We start from the raw sequence: 1,537 nt of genomic DNA, 5'->3' as shown, positions 1-1,537 counted from the left end.
TCCTCAATTTTCTGCCATCCTCGCTACGGGCGCTATTCTCGGACAGCCTCCTAGAAATGGTTTCACAAGGATCGTCGAGGAGCTGCTGGCCAGGGATCTCTCTTTTGTTAATGAAAAGGTGGCAGTACGGCTCTTCACCTGGCTGTCAAGAATGGCTACACAGAGATCGCAGAGGTCATGCGGACAGCTGGCGGCAATAAAGAGCAAAAATCCGGGGTCAAGCCTTTTCTTATGCATGACAATTGACGTTTATACTGATAAAAATATATTTGCATAATGAAACCGGGGCCGTATGTTGATTTTGGATCTGATTGTCTTACTCGTCGACCTAATACTTCGCCAGGCGTGGCGCACTCGCTCTTGTCTCACCATCCAAACACATTTTGATGAATCCGGAAATAGTGGTATTTTCACAGAAATAAAAATAAATGAACCGGATGCTCAGACATAAAATTCAACAAAGGTCTTGCACAGTGTCAAGAAGTCTTTTCAGTGTGGGCATGGTGAGAAGAGCTTTCGTTTGAAGGTGGCTCCTGACAATACACACGCGCACCGGCGGAAGACCCTATAAATGTGAGGTGTGAGAAACGAGCGTTGCATTCAAAAGCGCCCTGGCATTTGAAATTCCAACGCCATTTGCTCAAACAGCCTCCCAGGCAGCATCGGTTGCGGTTTAAACCAGCGACCAATGCCAGTGGGAAGTGATCAGGTTCTATAACTTAAAAAAACTTGGGAGATAATGTGGATGTGACTTGGTTATCTGAGCAATAATTTCAAGCATAGATACTCTGAGTGCTATTTTATGGACAGATTCGTTATCTTTACCCAGTTCGATGTACGCGAGGCAAATTTGCTTAATTTGAACTTGTTTGCCATGCCAAATTACTATGGGCAAGCTCGTTTCAAGGGATTTGGGATCATTGAGATCAGGAACCACCTGTGGTTCAGTCTCTTTATAAATCAATTTGGGAAATTCGGTCATTTAGATAATCCTCCTTGAGCATTCGTTATATGTAGACTAAAAAAACATCAAATAGTTCCCAAAAGGATCATCTGGTTTTCGTCCAAAAAGGCAATCAAATCTGACACTCCCCGCCCTATCGGGCGAGGGTCCTTGATCGCTCAAGAACGTTTCTGTTTCACAGTCCGCAGCTCAGGGAAGAGGTGGGGGCGCCTGGCCCCATGCTCCCCAAGTCTCACACGAACTCCGCAGGCAGGGGACCGCCCTGCTTAACATCCCGTCTGCCCGACGGTAGGTCTACAAAAGACCGAGTAAAAGTAGCAAGGAATGAACAAACACTCAAGCTGCATATTCTGGCCCATCGTGAACACCAATTCTGGCCAACCGCGTTTTTCAAAAAATCTGGATCAGGTTTTTAATTATGCATGACAACTGACATTTATACTGATAAAAAGACATTTGCTTAATAAAACCGGGGCCGCCGGTTGTTGATTCTGGATTTGATTGTCGTACTCATCAACCTCATAAGTAGCTGGCCATATGGAATCGTATATTTCTGGCTACTTGGGCTGGTAC

General features: G+C 45.3%; 2 protein-coding genes. One reads left to right on the top strand and one right to left on the bottom strand.

Annotated features, from left to right (window positions below):
• The first annotated feature begins 138 nt into the window (after positions 1 to 138).
• Complete coding sequence (locus KDK14_RS21920) at positions 139 to 246, top strand: hypothetical protein (protein WP_373691134.1); 108 nt, start codon at positions 139 to 141, stop codon at positions 244 to 246.
• Between the two features lie 466 nt (positions 247 to 712).
• Here the strand turns inward: KDK14_RS21920 and KDK14_RS20960 are convergent, their stop codons facing one another.
• Complete coding sequence (locus tag KDK14_RS20960; RefSeq protein ID WP_257267194.1) at positions 713 to 982, bottom strand: hypothetical protein; 270 nt, start codon at positions 980 to 982, stop codon at positions 713 to 715.
• Positions 983 to 1,537 lie beyond the last annotated feature (555 nt).

The sequence above is a fragment of the Endozoicomonas sp. ONNA2 genome (assembly GCF_024606365.1).
Lineage (GTDB): Bacteria > Pseudomonadota > Gammaproteobacteria > Pseudomonadales > Endozoicomonadaceae > Endozoicomonas.
Note: the sequence above shows the minus strand (reverse complement) of the source record. Positions and strands in the feature narration are given on the sequence as shown.

Coding starts and splice junctions, on each gene's coding strand:
- KDK14_RS20960 (WP_257267194.1), bottom strand. CDS start 982: ATGACCGAATTTCCCAAATTGATTTATAAAGAGACTGAACCACAGGTG.